The sequence below is a fragment of the Rhodococcus sp. Q1 genome (assembly GCF_004153645.1).
GTDB lineage: Bacteria > Actinomycetota > Actinomycetes > Mycobacteriales > Mycobacteriaceae > Rhodococcus > Rhodococcus gordoniae.
In genome coordinates, this window is the sequence record NZ_SDMJ01000007.1 from 1 (window position 1) to 25,674 (window position 25,674).

Below are 25,674 nucleotides of genomic sequence, written 5' to 3' on the forward strand. Positions count from 1 at the left end.
TCGGCCCGGGTCGGTGTCCGTGTCGCTCTGACCTGGAATAAGTTACGCGAACATCTCCGAGAACACCAAATCGCCTGTTCAACGCGTGTTTCTGGGCCCGGAAAGGGTATCGGAAGGTGCTCAAGGCACCCAGTACTTGGCGGCAAGATGCTGGACGATCGGGTCGTCCTCCTCGGCCTGCTCGAGCATCGCGAGATCGCTGCGGATATCCATGAGCCGGGGGTCGTCCCCCTCGGCGTCGCCGATCGGCCGGCCTCCGTCCTCGGCGCGCTGCCGCAGGATCTTCTCCCGAACCCGGTCTTTCAACGACTCAGCCATGAGAGAAGCATGCTGCGCGGTCACCGCCTTGTCGAGGATTTCGACGCCGTGTCAACGGTCGCGGTCGCTCCGTCTCAACGGTCGCGGTTACGGAGGACCCGGATCGCCATGGGCAGCACCACAGCGAGAGCACCGATGATCAGGACCAAGGAGAACAGTTCCATCAACATGCCTCCATCATCCGCGCACGACGCGCAGGACGCAGAAAACGTCGAAGGCCCCTCACCGTGGTGAGGGGCCTTCGTGGAGCTGCCTGTCGGAATCGAACCGACGACCTTTTCATTACGAGTGAAATGCTCTACCGACTGAGCTAAGGCAGCGAGCCTTTCGGCGTCCGAAGTCTAGCGGACTACCCCCACCCCGATGCAAACCGGCACTTCGGCTACCGGAATGCTCCGCTCAGCCTGGCCGCGAGCGCCGCAAGAGCGAACCGGGGTTTGACGTTCTGAGCGAGCGCTTCCCGGCAGTCGAGGATGGCCTCGATGCACTCGAGCAGCGCTTCCGGCCGGGTTCTCGACGCGAGGTCGGCCGCGCGGTCCGACATGTCCGGATGATTGAGAGTGACCCGTGATCCGAAAGCGTGTACCAGCGCGTCCCGGTACAGGCCGGCGAGATCGATGAGGGCCCGGTCCATGATGTCGCGTTCGGTGCGCGTCTTCCGCGACTTCTGGGTGCGTTCGAGCTCCTTGAGCACCCCCGCCGAACCGCGAAGCGCGCCCGCGGCCCCCTTGCCGGTACCGCCGGCACCGAGCGCTGTCTTCAACTCTTCCGTTTCGCGTTCGTCGCGCTCGGCGCTGATCTCCTTCGCCTCGGTCTCGGCACTGCGGCCGAGTTCGTCGGCCGCGGCGTAGGTAGTGGCGGGCCGGAGGACCGCGCCTGCGACGGCCAGGGCACGCGCCCGGTTGTCGCGGGCGCCCTCGTCGACGGCGAGTCGCCGGGCCCGCCCCACGTGCCCCGCGCTGACGGATGCGGCCCACTGTGCCGTTTTCGGATCGATGTCGTCGGTGGCTTCGAGAACACGTGCGATGGCGTCGACGCTGGGCGTCACCAACCCGACGTGGCGGCAACGGGAACGCAGCGTCACCGAGATGTCCTCGGGATCGACCGACGGCGCGCACAGCAGGAAGACCGTTCGCTGCGGTGGCTCTTCGACCACCTTCAGCAAAGCGTTCGCGGCCCCCTCGGTGAGACGGTCGGCATCCTCGATCACTACGACCTGCCATCGCCCCGTGCTGGGGCGCCGCGACGCGACCTGCACGATGTCGCGCATCGACTTGACGCTGATCGTCAGTCCCTCGGGCACGACCCGCCGCACGTCGCCGTGCGTGCCGGCCATCGTGGTGGTGCATGCGTGGCATCGCCCGCAGCCGGGAGTCTTCTCGTCGGTGCACTGCAGCGCGGCCGCGAAGCACAGCGCCGCGACGGAGCGCCCGGACCCGGGAGGGCCGGTGAACAGCCACGAGTGGGTCATCGCCGACCCGGTTTCGCCACGACGGGCTGCGACCGCGGCAGCGACGAGTTCGGTTTCGACATCACGTTGACCGACGAGACGATCGAAGACCCCGGGCATGCGCTCAGCCTAACGATCGGCTCCGACCGATCCGGATCACGTGTCCGGAACATTCGAGACAGGCGTGGTTCCGGAGCCCTACCGTCGGGCCATGACCATTCACTTCTCCGCGGTGGGACTCGTCGTCGCCGACCTCGATCGGTCCTTCGCGTGCTATCGCGTGCTCGGCCTCGACCTGCCCGCCGAAGCTCCCGAGGTGCCGCACTTCGAGACCGTGCTCCCCGGTGGACTGCGCCTGATGTGGGACACCGTCGAGTCCGTCCGCAGCTTCGACCCGACGTTCGAACCGTCGCCCGGAAGCGGGGTGGCTCTGGCTTTCGACTGCAGCGCCCCGAGCGCGGTCGACGAGACGCACGCCGCCTTGATCGACGCCGGGTGCACCTCGACGAAGGCCCCGTGGGACGCGTTCTGGGGACAGCGCTACGCGAGCGTGCTCGACCCCGACGGCCATACCCTCGACCTGTTCGCCGCGCTTCCGGGGTGACGCCGGGCAGGCCCGACGGCCGTTCGCGATACACACCGTGAGGTCAACGGCGTGATCCGACGAGAACGGTCAGTCGGTCGTCTTCTTCGCTGCGGCCTTCTTCGTCGTCTTCTTGGCGGCCGTTTTCTTGGCCGCCGTCTTCTTGGCGGGGGTCTTCTTCGCCGCCGTCTTCTTCGCGGTCTTCTTGGCCGGGCCGCGCGCGCGACGGTCGGCGAGCAGTTCTGACGCCCGCTCGTCGGTGATCGTCGTGACCTCGTCGCCCTTACGGAGGCTCGCGTTGGTCTCACCGTCGGTGACGTACGGGCCGAAGCGGCCGTCCTTGATCACCATCGGCTTGCCGCTCACCGGGTCGGTGCCCAGCTCGCGCAGCGGCGGTGTGGCCGCGGCCTGCCGGCCGCGCCGCTTGGGTTCCGCGTAGATCTTCAGCGCCTCCTCGAGGGTGACGGTGAAGATCTGCTCCTCGTTCGCGAGCGACCGCGAGTCGGTGCCCTTCTTCAGGTACGGACCGTAGCGGCCGTTCTGAGCGGTGATCTCGTCGCCGGACTCCGGATCGGCACCCACCACGCGCGGCAGCGACAGCAGTTTCAGGGCGTCGTCCAGGGTGACCGTGGACAGGTCCATCGACTTGAACAGCGAACCCGTGCGCGGCTTCGGGCCGGCCTTCTTGGCGGCCTTCTTGGCCGGAGCCTTCTTCGCTGCCTTCTTCGCGACGGCCTTCTTGGTGGCGGTCTTCGTGCCGCCCTCCCCCTCGGACCCGAGTTCCTCGACGGGGATGGGCGTGACGTCGGGCTCGGGCTCGGGTTCCGGGTCGGGGATCAGTTCGGTGACGTAGGGACCGAAGCGGCCCTCACGCGCGACGATCTCGTAGCCGGTGGACGGATCGACACCGAGAACACGCCCTTCCTGCGGCGTCGAGAAGAGCTTCTCGGCGTACTCGAGGGTGAGCTCGTCCGGCGGAAGGTCGTCGGGCAGGTTGGCGCGCTGCGAGGTCGGCTCGGCCTCGGGATCGTCGGGATCGGTGATCATCCGTTCGAGATACGGACCGAACCGGCCCACCCGCACGTGGATCTCGCGACCCTCGGAGTCGTCGAACAGGCGGATGGAGTTGATCTCGCGGGCATCGATGTCCTCGAGGTTCTCCCCCACCAGCTTCTTCAGACCACCCTTGCGGGCGACCGATTCCTCGTGACCGTCGTCGCTGCCGAAGTAGAACCGCGTCAGCCAATCGGTGCGCTGCCGGTGACCGGAGGCGATCTCGTCGAGATCGTCCTCCATCCCGGCCGTGAAGTCGTAGTCGACGAGCTGAGCGAAGTGCGCCTCGAGCAGGCCGATCACGGCGAACGCCACCCACGAGGGCACGAGTGCACTGCCGCGCTTGTAGACGTAGCCGCGATCGAGGATCGTCTTGATGATCGACGCGTAGGTCGAGGGCCGGCCGATCCCGAGCTCCTCGAGCGTCTTGATCAGGCTCGCCTCGGTGTATCGGGCGGGCGGATTCGTGGAGTGACCGTCCGGATCGAGCTTCGTCGCGGTGACGGACGCGCCCTCGGACAGGTTCGGCAGACGCGACTCCGCATCGTCCGACTGTCCGCCGGCCTCCTCGTCGACACTTTCGACATAGGCCTTCAGGAAGCCCGCGAAGGTGATGGTGCGACCCGACGACGAGAAGGTGCACTCCTCGCCGGTGCCCGCGGTGCCGGTGATGCGCAACGTGAGCGTCGTGCCCCGCGCGTCGGCCATCTGGGAGGCGACTGTGCGCTGCCAGATGAGCTCGTAGAGCTTGAACTCGTCGCCGTCGAGACGCGAGTGCAGCTCGCCGGGGGTGGCGAAGACGTCGCCGGCGGGACGGATCGCCTCGTGCGCTTCCTGCGCGTTCTTGACCTTGCGGGTGTACTGGCGCGGCGTCGGGTGGACGAACTCGGCGCCGTACAACTGGGTGGCCTGTGCGCGGGCCGCCGCGATCGCCGACTCCGACAGCGTCGTGGAGTCGGTACGCATGTAGGTGATGTAGCCGTTCTCGTACAGGCGCTGCGCCGTGCGCATCGTGCGCTCGGACGAGAACCGCAGCTTGCGGCCCGCCTCCTGCTGCAGCGTCGACGTCATGAACGGGGCGTACGGCTTGCGCGTGTACGGCTTGCTCTCGGCCGACGACACCGTCAGCGCGGCACCGGCGAGTGCCTCCGCGAGGCGGCGGGCACGGTCCTCGTCGAGGACGACGACGCCGGTCGACTTCAGGTTCCCGTCGGCGCCGAAATCACGACCCGACGCGACCCGCGCTCCGTCGACGTTGACCAGGCGGGCACCGAACGAGCGGGGGCTTGCGCCGGCACCGGCGTCCATCGTGGCCGCGATGTCCCAGTACTCGGCGGACGTGAACGCCATGCGCTCGCGTTCGCGCTGGACGATCACGCGGGTCGCCACGGACTGCACGCGACCCGCCGACAGGCGGGGCATGACCTTCTTCCACAGCACCGGGCTGACCTCGTAGCCGTACAGGCGGTCGAGGATGCGGCGGGTCTCCTGCGCGTCGACCAGGTCGTTGTCGAGGTCGCGGGTGTTCTCGGCGGCCGCGCGGATCGCGGGCTCGGTGATCTCGTGGAAGACCATGCGCCGGACGGGCACCTTGGGCTTGAGGGTTTCGAGCAGGTGCCAGGCGATGGCCTCGCCCTCGCGGTCGGGGTCGGTGGCGAGGTAGAGCTCGTCGGCGTCCTTGAGCAGGCTCTTCAGTTCCGAGACCTTGGACTTCTTGTCGGCGCTGACGACGTAGAGCGGTTCGAAGTCGTGGTCGACGTCGACACCGAGGCGCGCCCACGACTCGCCCTTGTACTTGGCCGGGACGTCCGCGGCACCACGCGGCAGGTCGCGGATGTGCCCGACCGAGGCCTCGACGACGTAGTCGCGGCCGAGGTAGGGGGCGATCTTCCTCGCCTTGGTCGGGGACTCGACGATCACGAGCCGACGCGTGCCCGACGAACCGCCCGCAGTGCTCTTCTCCCGTGCTGCCACCGTGCCGCCCGCACCTTCCCTCATTGCCGACATGTCGCCTTGTTCGAAGACATGTATACCGACCCGCTCCCCAGACGCGGCCACACACAGGGTCGCACATCCTCGGGGAACGGCTCTTCACGAGTGATGATCACCCGGTTCCACGTACGGCCAGATCCGGCGTGCCGCGTCGGCGTCCGGAGGTGCGCCGATGTTCTCGACGAGCCTCGTCAGTCGCTTGCGACCGGAGATCCTCAACCCGGGACCACCGGTGCCGTGCGTACCGATGAGAGTCGGCGCGATTCCGGCGCGCATGAGCGCCTGCGCCAGGGAGGCGTGGGTCTCGGGAGCGGCCGGATCCAGACCGAGAACATACTGTGCTCCCTCGACCTCCATACGACCGGACGCGAGAAACCAGGCGCGCTGGGCCCGCGAGGACGGAACCCAGCCGTCCGGGACCGTCTTGGTGTGGTCACCGATCCACTGGGTGGCGAGCGGGACGAGAGAGCCGGCGGAGGCCGTGCCGACGGTGAACAGATCGCCGTCGGCGACGATGTCCGCCCCCACTCCTGTATCGGTCACGAGCTGGGCGATGGCACGAGCACGCCATTCGGCGTCGACCTCCACGGTCAGCACTGCGCCGTCCTCGGTGAGGCGCGCGCGTCCGTGCGCCGCGAGCAGACCGCTCAGGTCGGCCGGAGCCGGCGGCATCGTGTCGGCACCGAAGAAGGACAGTTGACTCACGGGTCCTCCTCTCGCGACTCCGCGAGCGCGACGAGCGAGGTCGTACGCTCCTTCGCGCACACCTCCCGGAAAATGCATCGTCCCCCATCACCTGAGGCGACGGGGGACGATCGGGCGAGGTTGTCGACCTTGCCCGGTTGCTCGCTCGAGCGGGTGGATCAGATTGCGCGCACGCCGGTGGCCTGCGGGCCCTTGGTGCCCTGACCGACCTCGAACTCGACTCGCTGGTTCTCCTCGAGGGTGCGGAAGCCGGAACCCTGGATCTCGGAGTAGTGAACGAACACGTCGGCGGAGCCGTCCTCAGGAGCGATGAAGCCGAAGCCCTTCTCCGCGTTGAACCACTTCACAGTGCCCTGTGCCATGCTTTTCCTTCTCTTTCTAACACCGGATTCGACGAACCGCCGGGTACGCGATCCGCCAGGTCCCGGTTCCGACCGCTGTACTTCTGGAGTCCCCCGTTGGAAGAGCTAAAGCACCGCGCTCGCAACCATCGATCCTGCGAGCGTGCACTTTTCCAAGTCTACGAACACAGAAGCTGCGACCGGGTGTCAGTCAACCACGTTCCGGGCACGCGCAACAGTAGGAATGGGCACAAACGTGCCAATCCTCTGATCTTGTTCACGTCTCGGTAGCATTACCCAGGGGTAGCTGTTGCTCCCATGTTACGGGCGGGCACTGATGCCACACTCGTCCCGGATCTCGGCCCCCACTCGTATCCGACAGACCTCGTATCCGACAGACCATCTCGTTCGACCCGCGGAGTACTGCGTGACCGGCTCGCCCTTCCTCCCCAGCGGCGACGCCACCCGCACCTACGGTCGCGAGCTACTCGAGCGGCTGCTCGCAGGCATCCCGTCGGGCGAGTCACCGCTGACCCACGTCGCGGAGATCCCGGCTCGGCCCGCCCGTCACAGCGACTGGCCGCAGTGGGCACACGACGACGTCGTCGCCGCGTTCCGAGGACAAGGCGTGGAGCGTCCGTGGCACCATCAGGCGAGTGCCGCCGACATCGCTGCCGGCGGCGAGCACGTGGTCGTCTCCACCGGCACCGCGTCCGGCAAGTCGGTGGCCTACCAGCTTCCCGTCCTCAGTGCCCTCGCCGACGACCCACAGGCCACGGCCCTGTACCTGTCGCCCACCAAGGCGCTCGGCGCCGACCAGTTGCGTGCGGTCACCGAACTGACCTCCGATATCGACGCACTGTCGACCGTGTGCGCGTGTGCCTACGACGGCGACACGTCCACCGAGATCCGGCAGTGGACGCGACGGCACTCGCGCTGGATCTTCACCAATCCCGACATGCTGCACCTGTCGCTGCTGCCCGCGCACGCACGATGGGCCCGGTTGTGGCGTCGTCTGCGATACGTCGTCGTCGACGAGTGCCACTCCTACCGGGGCGTGTTCGGATCGCACGTCGCATTGATCCTGCGCCGGCTCCGGCGCGTGGCCCGCCGCTACGGCGCCGATCCCGTCTTCGTGCTCGCCTCCGCGACGACCGCGGAACCCGGGGCCGCGGCATCCCGCCTCATCGGCGCTCCCTGCCGGGAGGTCACCGAGGACGGTTCACCGCACGGTCCTCGCACGGTCGCCATGTGGGAGCCGCCCCTGCTGCGCGAGGTGACCGGCGAACACGGCGCCCCGGTACGCCGGGCCGCGGGCACCGAGGCCGCGCGTCTGCTCGCCGACCTCGTCGTCGAAGGCGCCCGCACGCTGGCGTTCGTCCGGTCGCGCCACGGCGCCGAACTCGCCGCCATGGGTGCACGCCGGCTTCTCACCGAGGCGGCACCGGATCTCGTCGACCGGGTGGCGGCCTACCGGGCGGGTTATCTCGCCGAGGACCGCCGCGACCTCGAGTCGGCGCTGTCCGACGGACGCCTGCTCGGTGTCGCCAGCACGAACGCCCTCGAACTCGGCGTGGACATCGCCGGTCTGGACGCGGTGATCGTCGCCGGTTTCCCCGGCACGGTCGCGTCGTTCCGGCAACAGGGCGGTCGCGCCGGACGCCGCGGGCAGGGTTCGCTCGTCGTGCTGGTCGCGCGGGACGACCCACTCGACACCTATCTCGTGCACCACCCGCAGGCACTGCTCGACCGACCGGTCGAGGCGACGGTCACCGACCCGAACAATCCGTACGTGCTCGGTCCCCAGCTCCTCTGCGCCGCAGCCGAACTACCCCTCGGCGACGCCGAGGTCGACGAGTTCGGTGCGCTCGACGTCCTCACGGCCCTCGCGGAGCAGGGCCTGATCCGTCGCCGGCCGCACGGCTGGTTCGTCACCCCCGGTACGCAACCGCACGGCGATGTCGAGATCCGCGGCGGGATCGGCCATCAGATCTCGATCGTCGAGGGCGACACCGGCCGCATGCTCGGTACCGTCGACGCCGCCCGGGCGCCCGCGACCATCCATCCCGGCGCCGTGCACCTGCATCAGGGCGAGACATTCGTGGTCGACGAGTTGTATCTCGAGGACGGCATCGCCTTCGTGCACGCCGACGATCCGGAATGGTCGACGAGCGCTCGGGAGATCACCGACATCTGCTGCATCTCCGTCGACGAACGACGCGAGTACGGACCCGTCACGGTTGCGTCCGTGGGGGTCGAGGTGACGCACCGGGTGGTCGGCTATCTACGCCGCCTGCCGTCGGGAGAGGTGCTCGATCAGATTCCCCTCGACATGCCCGAACACACGCTCGACACCCGCGCGGTGATGTACACGATCGAACCCGACCTGTTCGGCAGGATCGGGGTGACGCCCGATCGCGTTCCGGGCGCGCTCCACGCCGCCGAGCACGCCGCGATCGGCCTGCTCCCCCTGCTCGCGACGTGCGATCGCGGCGATATCGGGGGCGTCTCCACCGATCTGCACCCCGACACCGGGCTGCCCACCGTCTTCGTCTACGACGGGCAACCGGGCGGTGCCGGATTCGCCGACCGTGGTTACCACCGGATCGTCGAGTGGCTCAGCGCCACCCGCGACGCGGTTGCAGCCTGCGAATGTGCCGCGGGATGCCCGTCGTGCGTGTACTCCCCCAAATGCGGGAACGGCAACGATCCGCTCGACAAGGCCGGGGCGGTCGCCGTCCTCGATGCCGTCCTCGCTGCGATCGGGGGATGACGCCGGCTCAGGCCACCGGCGCGCCCCCGGCCTCGGCCCGTTCGGCGGCCACCAGTGCGGCACGCTCCTCGCGCCGCCGCGCCTGCTCGGCAGGATCCGGGACGGGAACGGCCGCCAGCAGCCGCTTGGTGTACGGATCGGACGGCGAACGCAGGATGCGATCGGTCCGGTCGAACTCGACGAGTTTGCCGGCGCGCATCACGGCGATACGACGGGCCAGCACCTCGACGACGGCCAGGTCGTGGCTGATGAACAGACACGCGAAGCCGTACTCACGCTGCAGTTCCCGGAACAGCTCGAGCACCTTGGCCTGCACCGACACGTCCAGCGCGGAGGTGGGTTCGTCCGCGATCAGCAGTGTCGGTTCGAGAGCGAGTGCCCGCGCGATACCCACCCGCTGACGCTGTCCGCCGGAGAGCTGGTGCGGATAGCGGTTGCGCATGTCGCGGGGCAGATGTACCTGGTCGAGGAGTTCTTCGACCTTCTTGTTTCGCTGCGTGCGGTCCATCTCGGTGTGCAGCAGCATCGGCTCGGCGATGGACTGCCCGATCGGCCACCGCGGATTGAGCGACGAACCCGGATCCTGGAAGACGATGCCGATGTTGCGGCGCACCGGACGCAGGTCGCGCGCCGACATCTTCGTGATGTCGACACCGCCGACGGACAACGAACCCGAGTGCAATCCGACCAGGCCGACCGCGGCCTTGCCCATGGTCGACTTACCCGAGCCCGATTCACCGACGAGTCCGACGACCTCACCCGGTTCGATGTCGAGACTGACCCCGTCCACGGCGCGGAAACCGCTGTTGCGTCGGGCGCCGGGGTACTCGATCACCGCGTCTACGAGCCGGAGCGCGTGCTGCACGTCCGGAGTGTCGTCGGCACCCGCCTCACCGGCGCGCGAGCCGAGGTGAGGCACCGAGGCGAGCAGTTCTCGGGTGTAGGCATGCTCCGGCGTGCCGAAGATCCGATCCGATGTCCCCTGCTCGACGATCGCACCCTCGCGCATGACGATGATGCGGTCGGCCATGTCGGCGACGACACCCATGTCGTGCGTGATGAGCACGATCGCCGCGTCCACCCGCTCGCGCAGGTCGCGCATGAGCTGCAGGATCTCCGCCTGCACCGTCACGTCGAGAGCGGTGGTCGGCTCGTCGGCGATGAGCACCGACGGCTCGGATGCCAGGGCCTGTGCGATCATCGCGCGCTGACGCTGACCGCCGGAGAGCTGGTGCGGATAGTAGCCGACGCGCTTCTCGGGCTCGGGCATGTCGACGAGACGCAGCAGCTCGATCACGCGCTCCTTCGCCTCGGCCTTCGTCACGTCGGCGTGCGCGCGGATGGCCTCGGTGATCTGCCACCCGATCGTGTAGACGGGATTGAGAGCCGTCATCGGCTCCTGGAAGATCACGGCGATGTCCTTGCCGCGCACCGAGTTCAGCTCGCGTTCCGTCAGACCGACCAGCTGGCGTCCGCCGAGGGTGATGCTGCCGTCGACCCTGCTGTTGTCGGCGAGCAGACCCGGTACCGCCATGGCGGTCGTGGACTTGCCGGAACCGGATTCGCCGACGATCGCCACGATCTCTCCACGCGCCACCTCGAACGAGACGTCGCGCACGACGGTCCGCCACGTCCGGTCCACCTCGAAGTCGATGGTCAGACCGGAGACCTGCAGGATCGGGGCGCCGGGGGTGGTCTTCTCGCGCATATCGAGACTCATTGCGTCAGCTCCGTTTCGGGTCGAGCGCATCGCGCAGCGCATCACCCATGAGAATGAAGGCCAGCACCGTGACCGACAGGAAACCTGCCGGGAACAGCACCAGATGCGGCGAGGTGGAGAGATAGCTCTGGCCCAGATTGATCTGCAGACCCCAGGACATGGCCGGCATCTGCAGGCCGATACCGAGATACGACAGCGCCGCCTCGGCCGCGATGAACGTACCGACGGCGACGGTGGCGTACACCAGCACCGGGGTCAGGGCGTTCGGCAGGATGTGCCGGACGAGGATGCGGAAGGTCGACGCACCGAGCACCTGCGCCGCTTGGACGTACTCGCTGCCCTTGACGGCGATGACCGACGACCGCACCAGACGCATCGCGGTCATCCAGCCGAAGGCGATCAACGCCATCGCGACCGTCAGGGCCGTCCTCTCGCTGGTCACGGTCAGCAGCACGAGCGCGCCGAGCAGGAGCGGGATGCCGAAGAAGACATCGGTGAACCGCGCCAGCACACTGTCGAGGATCCCTCCGAAATATCCTGCCAGCGAACCGATCAGGATACCGATCACCAGCACACCGATGACTGCGAGCAGACCGATGGACAGCGACACGCGGGCGCCGTAGACGACGTTGGCGTAGTAGTCACAACCCTGCAGATCGGTTCCGAACCAGTGCTGTGCGCTCGGTGGGAGGCGGGTGTCCGACAGGTCGCAGGCCCGCGGATCGATCCCGCGGGCGAACACCTGCGGCACCACCGCCATCGCGACGAGGACGATGGTGATGACGGCTCCGAACCAGAAGAACGCGCTGCGACGCAGCTTCTTCCACGCGTTGCCCCACAGACTCGCCTGGCCGACGAGCTCGACGGCCTCACCGGTCACGACATTTCCCGGCTCGCCTTCCTGCACGGCGTGCTGGCGGGCGGCCTCGGCGTTATTGGAATCCATCACCACTACTCGTATCTGATCCGTGGGTCGAGGAAGGCGTACAGCACGTCCACGACGAGATTGAAGAAGATGTAGAAGAAGACCATCAGCGTGACGATGCCGACGACCACTGCACCTTCCTGGTTCTGCACAGCGTCGAAGATGGCGCGGCCGAGCCCGGGAATGTTGAACACCGACTCGGTGATGATCGCGCCGCCGAGCAACGCGCCGATGTCGGCACCGATGAACGTCACGACCGGGATGAGGCTGTTGCGCAAGGCATGTCGGGTCACGATGCGGCTGTATCCGACACCCTTGGAACGGGCGGTGCGGATGTAGTCGGCCGCCATCGACTCCGAGACCGCGGTACGCGTCAGCCGCGCCACGTAGGCCATCGACAGGGATGCGAGCACCAGCCCGGGCAGCAGGTAGCTGTACCAGCCGTCGTTGATACCGGCGATCGGGAACAGACCCAGCCTGTATCCCAGGACGTACTGCGAGACGAAGCCGAGGACGAACACCGGGATCGAGACGAGCAGCGTCGACGAGACGAGCACGAGGTTGTCGAAGAAGGAATTGCGGCGCAGCGCCGCGAGCACACCGGCCGTGACGCCGATGAGGATCTCGAAGACCACGGCCACGGCGGTCAGCTGGATGGTGACCGGCAGCCGCTGCGAGATGGTGTCCAGCACCGGCCTACCGGAGAAGTCGGATCCGAAGTCGCCCTGGAACAGTCCGCCGACGTACTTGATGTACTGAACGAAGAACGGATCGTCGAGGTTGTACTGGGCGCGGAGCTGCGCCACGACCGCGGGAGCGAGCGGGCGATCGCCCGCCAGCGCGCGAATGGGATCGCCCGGAAGGGCGTAGACCATCGCGAAGATGAGGAACGAGGCGCCGATCAGGACCGGAACGGTCAGCAGCAATCGACGCGTGATGAAGCGACCCACTGGGTTCTCCTATACGGAACAGAACGTCCTACGTGGGTGGTGGGGTGTCCCGTCTGCGCGGGACACCCCACCACTCGTCACTCAGCCGACCGTGACCTCTTCGGTCACGATGTCTCCGAACGCGTCGATCTTCACGTTGTCGACCCGGTCGCTCGTCACGGCCTGGTTCAGTCCGTAGAAGAGCGGCGTGGCGGGCATGTCGCGGAACAGGATGTCCTCGGCACGCTGGTATTCCACCGTGGCGTCGTCGAGGGTGTCGGCGTTGTTACCGGCCGACAGGGCCGCGTCGAACTCAGGGTTGCTGTAGAAGGACATGTTCGACCCGGCCGGCGGCATCGCGGCCGTGCTGTAGACGGGAGCCAGGAAGTTGTACAGCGACGGGTAGTCCATGATCCAGCCCATCCGGAAGGGACCGGTCATGCCCTTGTCGTCCTGCAGCGGCAGGTACTGCGCGAACTGCAGGTCGCCGCGCAGCACGTACTCGACACCGAGGTTGCTGCGGAACTGGTTGCCGACCGCGGTCATCCACTGGTCGTGCCCGGCTCCGGCGTTGAACCACAGATCGACCGGTCGACTGCGATCGAAGCCCGCCTCGTCGAGAAGTTTGTTGGCCTGCTCGACGTTCAGCTCGCACTTGGCGCCGCAGGCGTCCTCGCGGTACCCCTCGACGACGGGCGATCCGAAGGAGGCCGCCGGCGTGCGGGTGTCGGTGAAGATGGCCGTGGTGATGGCCTGACGATCGATCGCCATCGAGAATGCTTCGCGGACACGGGGATCGGCGAAACGCTCGTCGTAGGTCGGGAACGAGAGCGCGGTGATGTCGGGGCGGGCGCGCTCGACGTAACGATCACCGAACTGGTCGCGGGCGGTGGCCCAGGCGTCCGGCGGCAGATCCAGCAGCACGTCGAGGCCGCCGGCCTGGACGTCGGTGAAGGCGGTGGTCAGTTCGGTGTAGACCTTGAACTGTACGCCCTCGGCCTGCGCCGGGTTGTCACCGGCGTAGTCCTCGTACTTGGTCACGGTGAAGCCCTGACCGTCGACGAAGTCCTCGTCGGCCTTGAACGGGCCGTTGCCGATCGGACGGCGACCGAACGCCTCGGGGTCGTCGAAGAACACCTCGGGCAGAGGGTAGAACGCGGTGTACCCGAGGGTGACCGGGAAGATTGCGAACGGTTCCTTCAGCTCGACGGAGATCGTCGTGTCGTTCACGGCCTCGAGGCCCGACATGGTGGTCGCGGCGGGCTCGGCACCGTCGGCGGCCTGCAGCTCGTCGTATCCCTTGACGTTCTCGAAGAAGTACGAGGCGCCGTACGCGTTGGTGCTCAGAGCGGTGTAGTTCCACGCGTCGACATACGACTTCGCGGTGACGGGAGTTCCGTCGTGGAACGTCCAGCCCTCGTTCAGTTCGATGGTCCAGGTCATCTGGTCCTCGGACTCGACCGATTTCGCGACGCCGGTGTACTCCACCTCGCTGGTCTCGTCGTTGTAGCGCACCAACGGCGTGAACAGCGACTTGAGGACCTGATTACCCTCGCTCTCGGTGGTGTTGCCCGGAACCAGCGGGTTCTCGGGCTGCATGATGTGCAGGCTGTAGACGCCCTCGGCACCGGAAGCGCTGCCGCCCCCACATGCCGCGAGCAGGCCGGCAGCCACGAAGCCTGCCGACACGGCCGCGATTACGCGCTTGACCCTCAAGATCGATCCTTCCTCAGTTCCCGCGGGACGAGGTCGCCGTCCGCGCAGGCCGCGATGGTCCGCGGTGTCGGTGTGGGCCACAGTGCGAACGATGTGCAGCCCGGAATGTCGGAGGACTCTAGACACACTTCGAGAGTCCGTCACGCGGCGTCCCCGATCGGGGGACCGGAAAAGAACGAACGAAATACCTTCGTAATCAGACAGGAACACGCGTCGCCTGCCGGATACGTCGATGCGAAAGAGTTCCGACCACGGAACCGACCCTCATCCCCGCACTACATCCGCTCCCGCACCCCTTACCGCTGCCCGACCGGGAACCGGAATTGCTTCGTCCACCACCACTGTGTCCACAATCGCCTATGACGACCGTCACACATAATAAGCACAGGTAAGCAACGAGCGCGAATCCGCTGGATACGGCCGCGAGCGAGCCGCCGGCGGGCATCATCGGGCAGGACCGGCTCGCGCGACGGCCGTCGCCTCCTTCCCACCGAAGAGGGCCGACACCACAGCGGTAACTTCGACGAGGGCGTCCCACTCGTCGATCTCGCAGCGCCGCAATCGCACTCGCATCCGTATGGTGATCACCTCGCTCGCCTCGCAGGCCCCCACGACCCCGCGGTCCAGCGCCGAGGCGACCGCCACCGCCGCCAGGTCGGCCGCCGCCTGCGCACGATGACGTGCGACGACGACCGACCCGACGTGCAGCAACGTGGCCGTGATCGCGATAAGGCCGGCCATCACGGCGCAGCCGATCACACTCGCGCTCCCGTCGTCGCCGAGGAGGGACGGGCCCGACCTCATCGCGTTCCTACCGGCTCGCGCACCGCCACCGCCTCGGCCGTGAGGGTCAGCAACGGGAGCAGCGGGCTCTCCGCGGTCACGACCGCCACGATCAGATCTCCCTCCTCGCGTACCGCCACGCGTGCGTCCGGAGGCGCGACTCGCGTGGCCACATCGACCGCCCTCGCCTGATCTCCCCGCGCGGCGAGGCGTGCGGCTTCACGGGCGGCGTCATGGCACCGCACCTGGTACGCGATGCCCAGCACCGCGCCGAGGCACAGCACGAGCACCGTGACCAGGCTTGCGACGGCGAGAGCCGCTTCGACGGTGACCCCGCCTTCGTCCTCACGAACGAAGGCGCGTAACCAGCGTCGTCCGAGCATCTTTCGCATGCGTCGGTGTCACACCGCCGTGTTCAGGGCACGCTCGACAATGCCCGTCAACGCGGACACGATCGAATCGCCGGTCACCACGGTGTACAGCACCGCTCCGAAAGCCGCCGCCGCGATGGTCCCGATCGCATATTCCGCCGTCGACATGCCGTCGTCCTGCACGACGAGCCCGCAGAGACGACCACGCAAGCCACGTGAGAGCCCTGCGTCCGGTGTTCGTTTCCCCATCTTCCGTCCCTCCCATCCGTGCGGCGCGGACCGTCCGCGCCGACGTTCACATCAGCCCCGCACCCAGGACGTCCCGCGCCAGGCCGACGACGACCGGCACGATGCCCAGACATACGAAGGCGGGCAGAAAACACAATCCGAGGGGACCGCTCACGAGCACCCCGGCACGGTCGATCTCGGCGGCCACCCGGTCCTCCGTCTCGGCGCGATGCCGGACCGCGAGTTCGGCGACGGTATCCGACAAGGGCGCACCGGATTTCGCGGATCGTCGTGCCGCGCGCGCGAAGTCGTCCAGCGCATCGGTAGTTCCGGATCCCTCCCATGCCCCGGCCGGATCGGCTCCCAACGCCAACCGGTCGGCACCTCTCCGCAACGCCGCCGCGAGGTCGGGTGGAGCGGACTCCGCGACAACCCGCGCCGCAGAACCGGCGGGCATCCCTGCGCGCAGGCACGCCGCGAAGAGATCGAAGGCGGCGGGAAGCGCGTGCGGGTCGATGTCGGGTGGAGTTGTGTCAGTCTGATCGGCAATGGTTCTCGTGGAGAACAAGCGGGTCGCTCCGCGAGGCGTCGGTGCGACGACGAGCGAGGCCGCTCCCAGCAACACCGCCCACGTCGCGCTCATGTCCCCACCCGTGCCGCGATCCGGTCCGTCCACAACAGACCCGCACAGACCAGCACCGTGCCGACGACGAGCATGATTCCTCCGAGACCACCGGCGAGAAGGATGGTGAGCGGAGATGCACCCATGAGCTGCCCGAGACCGACCCCGAGCACCGGTAGTCCCGCCAGGACCGACGCCGTTGCCCTTGCACCGGCGAGCCCGGCCTCCGTGCGGGCGCGGATCCGCATGCGTGCGGCCAGATCGACTCGTGCAGCGCCGAGCAGCTCGGCGAGAGCCAGACCGTGACGGTCGGAGACCGACCACGCGTCGGCCACGCGAACCAGGCTGTCGGCGACACCGCTACCATCCGACGATGCTGCGGCCGAACGCAATCCGTGTGCGGCCGATCCGCCGAGCCGCGCCCGTGCCGCAGCGACCCGGAACGCCCCGGCGACGGGACCGGCCGTCTCCCGGGCAGCCGTTTCGCACGCGTCGGCGGGATGCGTGCCCACCCGCAGGTCGGCGATCACGGTGTCCAAGCCGGACAACAGCATTCGCCGATGATGATCGAGTTCGGCCGCGCGGTTCCGGGCTCGGCCACGCCACATCACGGTCGCGACGACCGTCGCAGCGGCCGCGGCCGGCGTGATCCCCGCCCACATCACGATCGTCGCGCCCACCGCGACCACCGCCCCGAGGACGAGAGCGCGCGGCACCGGACGCGGCATCGCCTCGGGTATTCCGCGTCGCAGCCGGCGACGGACCGAGAACGACGGCAGGACGACCATCGCTGCCGCAAGGCACAGAATCGCCGCGTTCACGGCGCGTCCCGTCGACGCAGTGTTCGTTCGAGGGCGTCCATGCCGTGCTCGCTGCCGCGATCGTGTGTCCATGCGGGGGTGACGATCACACCCGCGACCGCGTCGCGTTCGACCACGCCGATCTCCACGAGACGCCGCACTCCGTCGGTACCGCGGTGCACGTGCAGGACCACCTGCACCGCGGCGACGAGCTGACTGTGCAATGCGGGCCGGTCGAGGCCACCCAGCGCAGCGAGGGCCTCGAGCCGGGCAGGCACCTCGTCGGGCGAATTGGCGTGCACCGTCCCGGCGCCGCCGTCGTGACCCGTGTTCAAAGCGGTCAGAAGATCGACGACCTCTGCACCTCGCACCTCCCCGATGACGATGCGATCCGGTCGCATCCGCAGGGCCTGCCGCACGAGATCGCGGACGGTGACCTCGCCGACGCCCTCGACATTCGGTGCCCGCGCGACGAGCCGCACCACGTGCGGGTGGGCCGGAACCAGCTCGGCGGCGTCCTCGACGCAGACGATGCGTTCCGCCGGGGCGACCGCACCGAGGAGCGCCGCGAGCATGGTCGTCTTCCCTGCGCCGGTGCCCCCGACGACGAGGAAGGCCAACCGGGCACGCACGATGCGGAGCAACAACTGATAGGCGGCCTCGGAGACCGCTCCGCGGTCGCGCAGCGCGTCGAGCCCCTGGGTCGCGGGTCGCAGGACCCGCAGCGACAGGCACGTCCCACCCTGCGCGACCGGCGAGAGCACCGCGTGCAGCCGGACGCCGAACTCACCGTGTCCGGGCAGCCTGCCGTCGACCCACATCTGGGCGTCGTCGAGGCGGCGCCCGGCGAACAGCGCCAGTCGCTGTGCGAGTCGTCTGACCGCCGCTTCGTCGGGAAAGGTGACATCGGTCAGGCGCAGCCCGTTGCCGTGATCCACCCAGACGCGGTCGGGTGCGGTGACGAGCACGTCGGTGGTCGCCGGGTCCGCCAGGAGATCCTCGAGCGGACCCGCGCCGGTCAGTTCGGTCTGCAGATGTCGCAGGGCCGCAAGGAGATCGGAGTCCCCGAGCACCCCACCGGATTCGGCGCGCAGGGCGGCGGCGACGCGGGCGGGGGTGAGGTCTCCCGTCTCGTCGGCCAGCCGGTCGCGGACCCGGCCGAGGAGCTCGTCCCCGAGGATCCCGCTCATGCCGCCCGCCTCCGACCGGCGTGGTCGACACCGACGGCCGCCAGCACGTCGTGCGCCGCACCGAGCAGCGGCGACCGTGGCCGCAACCGCAGGCCGCCGCGTTCGAGCCTTTCCGTCAGGCCGGGCTCGGGACGCATCGAGGTGAGCACGTCCAGGCCCACCGCGTCGGCCACGTCGACGGCTCGCAGGCCACCGGGTGCAGGTCCGCGGACGACGACCCCTGCCGGTTCGCCACGGGCCGCGAGCGTGCGGGCGACCCGAGCAGCCGAGAGCACCGCGCCGATACGGGCCGGCACCACGAGAACGGTGAGGTCGGCCAGTGTGATCACCGCATCGGCGACGGGGTCGAAGCTACGTCCCACATCGCACACGACGGTCGTTCCTGCTCCTCGCGCCGCCTCGACGACCGACCCGGTGGCCCCGGCGGTGAGTCGTTCGTTGTTCTCGCGGTCGGTGGACAGGACTCCCACGCCGGACGACCAGACGGGCACGGCGTCGCGCAGGGCACGCGCCGAGATCCGTCCTCCGTCGACCGTGAGACCGGACCACCGCACACCGGGGTGCTCCTCGAGTCCGGTCAGGACATCGAGTCCCGCGCCGAACGGGTCGGCGTCGACGAGCAGGGTGTCGCGTCGCTCGTCGTGCCCCGCGGCCCAGGCCAGCGCGGCTGCGAAGGTCGACGCCCCCGCTCCGCCACACCCTCCGACGATCGCGAGGACGACACCTGCACCGGACGAGGGTTCGCCGGCGGCCGCGATGATCGAGAGCAGTTCCACCTCCTCGGACGGGAGCGCGAGGACGTGTTCGGCGCCGACGGTCGCGGCGGCCTGCCATTCCGTCAGGTCGGCGGTTCCGCTGCACACGAGGATCACGCCGGGGCGGCGCGGATACCCACCCGCGCACGACACGGCAGCAGCGGCGTCGAGGACGACGATGGGCGCGTCGGTCCACGCTCTGCGTGGCACCGGCACGGACATCTCGTGCAACGTGCGGTCGGCCGCCGCGACCACGCGACGGAGGTCGGCGATCAGCGCGGGATCGTCGACCAGTCCGAGGATGTCGTTCATGCTCGACAGGCTGCCGCGCCGCGGAGTCCGGGACGCCGCGAGAACGGCGCCGGAAGCCCTACCTGTGGATGAATCGGGGGCCTGTGGACAACCGGCGCATCCGCGACATTCGCAGGTCGATGCGCAGGATCCGGGGTGTAAGGACGGTACGGGGATCGGCAGGTAACGACCTCCGACAAAGCGACAGCCCTCGCCAGGGGGGAGGAGGCGAGGGCCGTCTGCGTTCAGCCCCGGGGGGTCGGGCTGACCACAACCCGAGTATCGACCCGGGCATTCGCGATAGTACACCGTTAGGCGCGACTACTTGCAACTTCAAACACCGGCGCGCCGGGCACTTCGAAGTCCGCGCACACCTATTGTGGTGATCGTGACCGACACGTCCGTGAATCCGTCCCGACCGGCCCCGTCGACGGGGGGCTCACCGGACGCGGCTCGCATCGCAGCGTTCTTCGATCTCGACAAGACCGTCATCGCCAGGTCGAGTGTGCTGGCCTTCACCCGCCCGTTCTTCGAAGAGGGTCTCCTCAGTCGTCGGGCCGTGCTGCAGAGCACCTACGCCCAGCTCCTCTACCTGCTCTCGGCGGCCGATCAGACCCGGGTGGACCGGATGCGCGAACACATCGCACACATGTGCAAGGGCTGGGACGTCGAGCAGGTCGGATCCATCGTCGAGAAGACCCTGCAGGACGTCGTGACGCCGCTCGTCTACGCGGAGGCGAAGGATCTGATCGCCGACCACCGGGCCCGTGGTCACGACGTGATCATCGTGTCGGCGTCGGGTCAGGAAGTGGTCACTCCGATCGCGCGGACACTCGGTGCCTCCCACAGCACGGGGAGCCGGATGCGCATCGTCGACGGACGATATGCCGGCGAGCTCGAGTTCTACTGTTTCGGAGAGGCGAAGGCGGTCGCGATCCGCGAACTCGCCGATCGATACGGCTACGACCTCTCCCGCAGTTACGCGTACTCCGATTCGGCCACCGACCTGCCGATGTTGCTGGAGGTCGGCCATCCACGTGCGGTCAACCCGGATCGTCCGTTGCGTCGGGCGGCCACCGAAAATGGTTGGCCCGTTCTGATTTTCGCCCGTCCTGTGCCGCTCGGACGGCGCGCCCGCCCCTCGCCGCGTGCCCTGGCGACGCTCGCCGTCACCCTCGGCGCGACCGCACTGATACTGGGTGCCACGCGTCGCCTGGTCAAACACCGGATGTGTTGACACTCAGGGTCACTCGCCGTGAGAGCAGAGCGAAGTGATGACCTCGGGGGCTTGCCCACATCTCCCGGACGGGGTAGAAAGGAGTTACGGAAGGGCGGAAGGCCAAGACCGAATCGGAAGAGAAGATTCGATCTCCCGACTGTTCTTCCCAGCACGGACACCGAGTACCCACGCGAAGCCGATGCCACTATAAGGGCACAAGTGTTGTGGGCCTGCGAGTTCCGGATTTTCGAAGACAAGTACCCCGCACCCGTTGCGAGGACGAATCGACGATACCCGGATCATCGCCGAGGCCGTTGAATCACAACCCATTTCAGCACGCATGGTAACTCGGACCGCCCGTGCTAGCGGGTGGCGGAATCGATCTCGATCGATATGCCACCCGCTTTCGCGTGTGGGGACACCTCCCCACTCACCCGGCAAAAGCCTCCGCGATCGACGTGGCCTCACGGGCACCGGCCTCGAGCGACCCGCAGCAGAACAGCACCCAGCCGCCGACACCCTCCACGGTTCCCGCCCCGAATCCGGTGACACCGTCGCGGTAGGCCTGCAGGCGGCGCATCCAGTGCACCTCGGGCACGCCGAGATTGTGCGTGTCGAGTCCGGACGCCACGCACACCAACCGGGACGCCGCCCGCGCTACGACACCGTCGGCGACACCGAACGGCTTCAGGACGGACAGTTCGCCGTGCACGACCGCCGCGAGAACCGGCGCCGGCGCATTCGTCCCGCCCGTGACGAGTTGCGCGAGCCCGTCGAGACGCTCGGCGACCCCCGGTTCCGTGCGCGGACGACCCAGGTCCTCCGCGTCCTCCACCAGATCGGCCGCGGCGAGCAGGTGGAGACGGGCGAGCGCCTGCAACGGAGCGCGACGCCAGGTCGCGACCATGGTGCCGAGCGCATCACCGTCGAGCGCCTGCGCGACCCGCAGCGCTCCGGCCAGGACCGGGTCTCCGCTCTCGCCCGGTCGGGGAAGTTCCGTCGACCCGCCGTCGATCGACGCCGAGGCACGTGCAGCCCGCACCGATGCCTCCGCAGCGGTGTTCGCCCACCCCCGCCGGTTGGTCCGATGCCGGTGCACCTCGGCGAGCGCGTCGCGGGCACGGTCTGCGGCGTCGCGCACGCCCGGAAGGTCGACGAGAGGCTGAAGAGGGTCGGTCACGTCGACGACGGTACCGGCGCCCACGCGTCGGGCGGCCGAGAGGTTCACCGGTCGTGCCGGAATACCGTTCGTCGCGCGAATTCGACCGATGAGCGAAAGTGACAGGGTTGCATATCCATGCAACGGTGCGGCGCCGGTCACAGATGATTACGCTCACAAGAGCCCGAATGGAACCACCCGGAAAGAGGCCCCGCATCATGACGAGCGCAGCCCAGGAGCACGAATCGAAGGCGTACCCGCCGAGCCCGGAGTTCACCGCCACCGCCAACGCCGGTCCGGAACTGCAGGCCGCGGCCGACGCCGATCGGCTCGGATTCTGGGACGAGCAGGCGAAACGACTCGACTGGGCGCAGCCCTGGACTCAGGTGCTCGACTGGTCGGACGCACCGTTCGCGAAGTGGTTCGTCGGCGGCACGCTGAATGTCGCCTACAACTGCGTCGACCGGCACGTCGAGGCCGGTAACGGCGATCGGGTCGCCATCCACTTCGAGGGCGAGCCGGGCGATTCCCGGTCGCTGACCTACAACGATCTGCTCGCCGAGGTCTCCCGCGCCGCGAACACCTTCACCGAGCTCGGCCTGGTCGCCGGCGACCGCGTCGCGATCTACATGCCGATGATCCCCGAGGCGATCGTCACGATGCTCGCGTGCGCGCGCCTCGGTCTGACTCATTCCGTGGTGTTCGGAGGATTCTCGTCCCACGCCCTGCGCTCGCGCATCGACGACGCCGAAGCGAAGCTGCTCGTCACGGTCGACGGCCAGTGGCGCCGCGGTCAGGCAGCGCCGCTCAAGAACGCCGCCGACGAGGCCGTCGCCGACGCGAAGTCGATCGAGCACGTGCTGGTCGTCGCGCGCACCGGTATCGACGTCGAGTGGACCGAGGGTCGTGACCTGTGGTGGCACGAGACCGTCGAGAAGGCGTCCCCGGAGCACGAGGCGCAGCCGTTCGACTCCGAGCACCCGCTGTTCATCCTGTACACCTCGGGCACCACGGGTAAGCCGAAGGGCATCATCCATACCTCCGGTGGCTATCTGACCCAGGCTTCGTACACCCACCACTACGTCTTCGACCACAAGCCCGGCAAGGACGTCTACTGGTGCACCGCCGACATCGGCTGGGTCACCGGCCACAGCTACATCGTCTACGGCCCGCTGAGCAACGGTGTCACGCAGGTCGTCTACGAGGGCACCCCCAACTCGCCGAACGAGCACCGGCACTTCGAGATCATCGAGAAGTACGGGGTGTCGATCTACTACACCGCCCCGACGCTCATCCGCACCTTCATGAAGTGGGGTCGCGAGATCCCCGACGCCCACGATCTGTCGTCGATCCGTCTGCTCGGCAGCGTCGGCGAGCCGATCAACCCGGAAGCGTGGCGCTGGTACCGCGAGGTCATCGGCGCGGATTCGGCCCCGATCGTCGACACCTGGTGGCAGACCGAGACGGGCGCGATCATGATCTCGCCGCTGCCCGGCATCACCGCCACCAAGCCCGGCTCGGCTATGGCTCCGCTACCCGGCATCTCGGCGAAGATCGTCGACGACGAGGCCGAGCCTCTCGGTCCGGGCGGTAACGGTTATCTGGTCCTCGACGAGCCGTGGCCGGCGATGCTGCGCGGCATCTGGGGCGACGATCAGCGTTACCGCGAGACCTACTGGTCGCGCTACGCCGAGCAGGGCTGGTACTTCGCCGGCGACGGTGCGCGTTACGACGAGGACGGAGCGCTGTGGGTGCTCGGTCGCGTCGACGACGTCATGAACGTCTCCGGCCACCGCATCTCCACCTCGGAGGTCGAGTCGGCGCTCGTGTCGCACCCGTCCGTCGCCGAGGCCGCGGTCGTCGGCGCCGCCGACGAGACCACCGGTCAGGGCATCGTCGCGTTCGTGATCCTGCGCGAGCATGTCGAGAACACCGGCGACACGCTCATCAAGGAACTGCGCGATCATGTCGCGGTGGAGATCTCCCCGATCGCCAAGCCGCGCCAGATCACCGTGGTGCCGGAGCTGCCGAAGACCCGCTCGGGCAAGATCATGCGCCGCCTGCTGCGCGACGTCGCCGAAGGCCGCGAGCTCGGCGACACCTCGACGCTCGTCGACCCGGCCGTCTTCGACGCGATCCGCGGCAAGTAGTCCCGAACGACGCGAAAGGCCCCTTCCGGATCGGATCCGGAAGGGGCCTTTCGCGGTCTGTGCGACTACACCTCGTCGAGCGACCGGTCGCGGGTCTCCTTGACGACGAGCAGCGCGACGAAGGTCGTCGCCGCGGCGATCAGCAGGTAGATGCCCACCCACCCGACGCCGTAGCTCGTGGCCAGCCACGTCGCGATGAAGGGGGCCACCGCGGCACCGAGGATGCTCGACACGTTGTACGAGATTCCGGAACCCGTGTAGCGGACGTTGGTCGGGAACAGCTCGGGCAGGATCGCGCTCTGCGGTCCGAAGGTCAGACCCATCAGCAGCATGCCGACGATGAGGAAGAACAGCATGCGGCCGGAGCTCATGCCGCCGCTCGACAGCAGGAACTGGAAGCACAGGCCGAACACCATGATCGCGCCCGTGACGACCAGCAGGGTCGAGCGGCGACCGTAGCGGTCGGCGAGCCACCCGGCGGCGGGAACCGCCGCGGCGAAGAACAGCACCGCGACCAGCTGCAGCACGAGGAAGTCCGCGTACTGGAAACCGGCACCGTGGCCACCTTCCTCGGGGGTCTTGCCTGTTCCGAAGCTCAGAACCCAGGTGGTCATGATGTAGAAGAGCGTGTACGTCGCGAGCATGACGAAGGTGCCGATGATCAGCTCACGCCAGCTGTTCTTGAACACCTCGGCGAGCGGCGTCTTGACCTTCTTGCCCTCGGCGACGGCCTTGGCGAAGACCGGCGTCTCCTCGAGCTTGAGCCGCACGTACAGCCCGATGATCACCATGATCGCGCTGAGCAGGAACGGAATGCGCCAGCCCCATTCGAGGAAGGCGCTCGACAGGTCGGGGTCGCCGTTGTCGTGCCCGAGCAGCAGCGTGATGATCAGGAACAGGCCGTTGGCTCCGATGAAGCCGATGGGTGCGCCGAGCTGCGGCCACATCGCCGCCCAGGCACGTTTGCCGGGCTCGGCCGTCTCGGTGGCGAGCAGGGCCGCGCCGGACCATTCCCCGCCCAGGCCCAGTCCCTGGCAGAAGCGCATGAGGGCCAGCAGGGCCGGCGCGATGAGCCCGGCCTGATGGTAGGTCGGCAGCAGACCGATGAGGAAGGTCGCAATCCCCATCGTCAGGAGCGAGCCGACGAGCGTGACCTTGCGGCCGATGCGGTCGCCGAAGTGCCCGAAGACGACGGATCCGACCGGGCGGGCGACGAAGGCGATACCGAAGGTCGCCAAGGAGGCGAGCAGCGCAGTCGTGCTGTTGCCCTGCGGGAAGAACAGGTGCGGGAACACCGAGACGGCGGCTGTCGCATAGATGTAGAAGTCGTAGAACTCGATGGACGTGCCGACCATGCTGGCGACGACGATCCGCCGGCGCGGGACACCCGCGACGATCGAGGAACCGCCGTCCTCCACTCCGACCGATGTGCTCACTGAACCAACTCCAGAACTTGTAACCAAATGGTGAGAAAAAATCCCAACTACTAGGAAAAGTGAACACCCCGGTTTCCGTCTCCCGCAAATCGGACACACTGGGTCTGCCCGACCCGTACCCCGTTAGACTCCTGACGGGGTGTGCCGGGAAGTCTGGTCGGCGAC

22 protein-coding genes and 1 tRNA gene are annotated in these 25,674 nt (G+C 68.1%); 4 read left to right on the top strand and 19 right to left on the bottom strand.

Features of this window, described 5'->3' with window-relative positions; genetic code table 11:
• Positions 1–120: 120 nt before the first annotated feature.
• From EQ874_RS18610 to EQ874_RS18620, 3 genes are all read right to left on the bottom strand, one after another.
• On the bottom strand, positions 121–318 hold the full coding sequence (locus tag EQ874_RS18610) for a hypothetical protein (RefSeq protein WP_026003667.1): 198 nt from the start codon (positions 316–318) through the stop codon (positions 121–123).
• 244 nt (positions 319–562) lie between these two features.
• Positions 563–638, bottom strand: a tRNA-Thr gene (locus tag EQ874_RS18615).
• Positions 639–700: 62 nt separating this feature from the next.
• Positions 701–1,888 (bottom strand): DNA polymerase III subunit delta', encoded by a 1,188-nt coding sequence (locus EQ874_RS18620; protein WP_129977718.1) that lies wholly within the window; start codon positions 1,886–1,888, stop codon positions 701–703.
• Positions 1,889–1,979: 91 nt separating this feature from the next.
• Between EQ874_RS18620 and EQ874_RS18625 the strand changes: the two genes are divergently transcribed.
• Positions 1,980–2,372: a VOC family protein gene (locus tag EQ874_RS18625; protein ID WP_129977719.1), complete on the top strand. Its 393-nt coding sequence runs from the start codon at positions 1,980–1,982 to the stop codon at positions 2,370–2,372.
• A 69-nt stretch (positions 2,373–2,441) separates the two neighbouring features.
• Here EQ874_RS18625 and topA read toward each other — a convergent pair whose 3' ends face one another.
• The 3 genes from topA to EQ874_RS18640 form a co-directional block, all read right to left on the bottom strand.
• Positions 2,442–5,378, bottom strand: coding sequence for a type I DNA topoisomerase (gene topA, locus EQ874_RS18630; protein WP_129977720.1), 2,937 nt, complete (start codon positions 5,376–5,378; stop codon positions 2,442–2,444).
• A gap of 117 nt (positions 5,379–5,495) precedes the next feature.
• A complete protein-coding gene (locus tag EQ874_RS18635; protein ID WP_129977721.1) occupies positions 5,496–6,101 on the bottom strand; it encodes a hypothetical protein in 606 nt (201 codons plus the stop codon).
• A gap of 158 nt (positions 6,102–6,259) precedes the next feature.
• Positions 6,260–6,463 carry a cold-shock protein gene (locus EQ874_RS18640; protein ID WP_005515803.1) on the bottom strand — a complete coding sequence of 68 codons (204 nt, stop codon included), beginning with the start codon at positions 6,461–6,463 and terminating at the stop codon, positions 6,260–6,262.
• Positions 6,464–6,869: 406 nt separating this feature from the next.
• Between EQ874_RS18640 and EQ874_RS18645 the strand changes: the two genes are divergently transcribed.
• Positions 6,870–9,215, top strand: coding sequence for a DEAD/DEAH box helicase (locus EQ874_RS18645; protein ID WP_129977722.1), 2,346 nt, complete (start codon positions 6,870–6,872; stop codon positions 9,213–9,215).
• A 7-nt stretch (positions 9,216–9,222) separates the two neighbouring features.
• On the opposite strand, the gene EQ874_RS18650 is transcribed toward EQ874_RS18645, so the two are convergent.
• The 11 genes from EQ874_RS18650 to ssd form a co-directional block, all read right to left on the bottom strand.
• A complete protein-coding gene (locus tag EQ874_RS18650; RefSeq protein WP_207213588.1) occupies positions 9,223–10,893 on the bottom strand; it encodes an ABC transporter ATP-binding protein in 1,671 nt (556 codons plus the stop codon).
• A gap of 46 nt (positions 10,894–10,939) precedes the next feature.
• Entirely contained in the window at positions 10,940–11,881 is a 942-nt protein-coding gene (locus EQ874_RS18655) for an ABC transporter permease (RefSeq protein WP_242496808.1), read from the bottom strand.
• Between the two features lie 5 nt (positions 11,882–11,886).
• Positions 11,887–12,810, bottom strand: coding sequence for an ABC transporter permease (locus EQ874_RS18660; protein WP_016934609.1), 924 nt, complete (start codon positions 12,808–12,810; stop codon positions 11,887–11,889).
• An 81-nt stretch (positions 12,811–12,891) separates the two neighbouring features.
• Complete coding sequence (locus EQ874_RS18665) at positions 12,892–14,463, bottom strand: ABC transporter substrate-binding protein (RefSeq protein WP_332307013.1); 1,572 nt, start codon at positions 14,461–14,463, stop codon at positions 12,892–12,894.
• 486 nt (positions 14,464–14,949) lie between these two features.
• A complete protein-coding gene (locus EQ874_RS18670) occupies positions 14,950–15,309 on the bottom strand; it encodes an Rv3654c family TadE-like protein (RefSeq protein ID WP_129977724.1) in 360 nt (119 codons plus the stop codon).
• Entirely contained in the window at positions 15,306–15,680 is a 375-nt protein-coding gene (locus tag EQ874_RS18675; RefSeq protein ID WP_242496809.1) for a TadE family type IV pilus minor pilin, read from the bottom strand. The genes EQ874_RS18670 and EQ874_RS18675 overlap by 4 nt, the downstream gene beginning before the upstream one ends.
• Before the next feature lie 9 nt (positions 15,681–15,689).
• On the bottom strand, positions 15,690–15,908 hold the full coding sequence (locus tag EQ874_RS23370) for a DUF4244 domain-containing protein (RefSeq protein WP_129977725.1): 219 nt from the start codon (positions 15,906–15,908) through the stop codon (positions 15,690–15,692).
• Positions 15,909–15,954: 46 nt separating this feature from the next.
• Entirely contained in the window at positions 15,955–16,530 is a 576-nt protein-coding gene (locus tag EQ874_RS18685; RefSeq protein WP_129977726.1) for a type II secretion system F family protein, read from the bottom strand.
• Positions 16,527–17,330 carry a type II secretion system F family protein gene (locus EQ874_RS18690; RefSeq protein ID WP_207213585.1) on the bottom strand — a complete coding sequence of 268 codons (804 nt, stop codon included), beginning with the start codon at positions 17,328–17,330 and terminating at the stop codon, positions 16,527–16,529. Before EQ874_RS18690 ends, EQ874_RS18685 begins: the two co-directional genes overlap by 4 nt.
• Positions 17,327–18,499 carry a TadA family conjugal transfer-associated ATPase gene (locus EQ874_RS18695; RefSeq protein WP_129977727.1) on the bottom strand — a complete coding sequence of 391 codons (1,173 nt, stop codon included), beginning with the start codon at positions 18,497–18,499 and terminating at the stop codon, positions 17,327–17,329. The genes EQ874_RS18690 and EQ874_RS18695 overlap by 4 nt, the downstream gene beginning before the upstream one ends.
• Positions 18,496–19,566: a septum site-determining protein Ssd gene (gene ssd, locus EQ874_RS18700; protein WP_129977728.1), complete on the bottom strand. Its 1,071-nt coding sequence runs from the start codon at positions 19,564–19,566 to the stop codon at positions 18,496–18,498. Before ssd ends, EQ874_RS18695 begins: the two co-directional genes overlap by 4 nt.
• A 382-nt stretch (positions 19,567–19,948) precedes the next feature.
• Here ssd and EQ874_RS18705 point away from each other — a divergent pair, with 382 nt between their 5' ends.
• A complete protein-coding gene (locus tag EQ874_RS18705) occupies positions 19,949–20,782 on the top strand; it encodes an HAD-IB family hydrolase (protein WP_129977802.1) in 834 nt (277 codons plus the stop codon).
• Positions 20,783–21,194: 412 nt separating this feature from the next.
• Here the strand turns inward: EQ874_RS18705 and EQ874_RS18710 are convergent, their stop codons facing one another.
• Complete coding sequence (locus EQ874_RS18710; RefSeq protein ID WP_129977729.1) at positions 21,195–21,944, bottom strand: oxidoreductase; 750 nt, start codon at positions 21,942–21,944, stop codon at positions 21,195–21,197.
• Positions 21,945–22,141: 197 nt separating this feature from the next.
• Between EQ874_RS18710 and acs the strand changes: the two genes are divergently transcribed.
• Entirely contained in the window at positions 22,142–24,073 is a 1,932-nt protein-coding gene (gene acs / locus EQ874_RS18715) for an acetate--CoA ligase (RefSeq protein WP_129977730.1), read from the top strand.
• 65 nt (positions 24,074–24,138) lie between these two features.
• Here acs and EQ874_RS18720 read toward each other — a convergent pair whose 3' ends face one another.
• Positions 24,139–25,509 (bottom strand): MFS transporter, encoded by a 1,371-nt coding sequence (locus tag EQ874_RS18720; protein ID WP_064062807.1) that lies wholly within the window; start codon positions 25,507–25,509, stop codon positions 24,139–24,141.
• Between the last annotated feature and the right edge of the window lie 165 nt (positions 25,510–25,674).

Excerpts from the sequence above, each read along its gene's own strand:
- EQ874_RS18610 (WP_026003667.1), bottom strand. The coding sequence starts at position 318 with ATGGCTGAGTCGTTGAAAGACCGGGTTCGGGAGAAGATCCTGCGGCAG.
- EQ874_RS18620 (WP_129977718.1), bottom strand. The coding sequence starts at position 1,888 with ATGCCCGGGGTCTTCGATCGTCTCGTCGGTCAACGTGATGTCGAAACC.
- EQ874_RS18625 (WP_129977719.1), top strand. The coding sequence starts at position 1,980 with ATGACCATTCACTTCTCCGCGGTGGGACTCGTCGTCGCCGACCTCGAT.
- EQ874_RS18640 (WP_005515803.1), bottom strand. The coding sequence starts at position 6,463 with ATGGCACAGGGCACTGTGAAGTGGTTCAACGCGGAGAAGGGCTTCGGC.
- EQ874_RS18655 (WP_242496808.1), bottom strand. The coding sequence starts at position 11,881 with ATGGATTCCAATAACGCCGAGGCCGCCCGCCAGCACGCCGTGCAGGAA.
- EQ874_RS18670 (WP_129977724.1), bottom strand. The coding sequence starts at position 15,309 with ATGAGGTCGGGCCCGTCCCTCCTCGGCGACGACGGGAGCGCGAGTGTG.
- EQ874_RS18675 (WP_242496809.1), bottom strand. The coding sequence starts at position 15,680 with ATGCGAAAGATGCTCGGACGACGCTGGTTACGCGCCTTCGTTCGTGAG.
- EQ874_RS23370 (WP_129977725.1), bottom strand. The coding sequence starts at position 15,908 with ATGGGGAAACGAACACCGGACGCAGGGCTCTCACGTGGCTTGCGTGGT.
- EQ874_RS18685 (WP_129977726.1), bottom strand. The coding sequence starts at position 16,530 with ATGAGCGCGACGTGGGCGGTGTTGCTGGGAGCGGCCTCGCTCGTCGTC.
- EQ874_RS18695 (WP_129977727.1), bottom strand. The coding sequence starts at position 18,499 with ATGAGCGGGATCCTCGGGGACGAGCTCCTCGGCCGGGTCCGCGACCGG.
- ssd (WP_129977728.1), bottom strand. The coding sequence starts at position 19,566 with ATGAACGACATCCTCGGACTGGTCGACGATCCCGCGCTGATCGCCGAC.
- acs (WP_129977730.1), top strand. The coding sequence starts at position 22,142 with ATGACGAGCGCAGCCCAGGAGCACGAATCGAAGGCGTACCCGCCGAGC.